The sequence below is a fragment of the Marinitoga arctica genome (assembly GCF_054657315.1).
In genome coordinates this window covers 1-254 of sequence record NZ_BAAHYY010000103.1, presented here as the reverse complement: position 1 = coordinate 254, position 254 = coordinate 1, and the positions used below count along the sequence as shown (strand labels likewise).

Below are 254 nucleotides of genomic sequence, written 5' to 3'. Positions count from 1 at the left end.
TCTATTACTCCGTTTAAATATAGGAATTTTATTCTTTCATCACTTATATCAAATTCAACACTTTCTGGTTCAAATAATATTTTCATCATTATTTCTTTTTCTTTTTTCGCTTTTGATATTATATTTTCCATATTTTTATCTATGTATTTTCTTATATAGTCATATAATGTTTTTTCAAAATGTTTTTCTGTTATTATTTTTTCTCCTTTTGCTTTTTTCATTACTAAGTCATATGCTAGTCCATTGGTTAATCC

The 254-nt window shown here is 22.4% G+C and carries 1 pseudogene; it reads right to left on the bottom strand.

The features are described 5' to 3' along the window. Positions 1–254, bottom strand: a pseudogene (locus ACYQ44_RS10550) (AAA-like domain-containing protein); the annotation flags it as partial.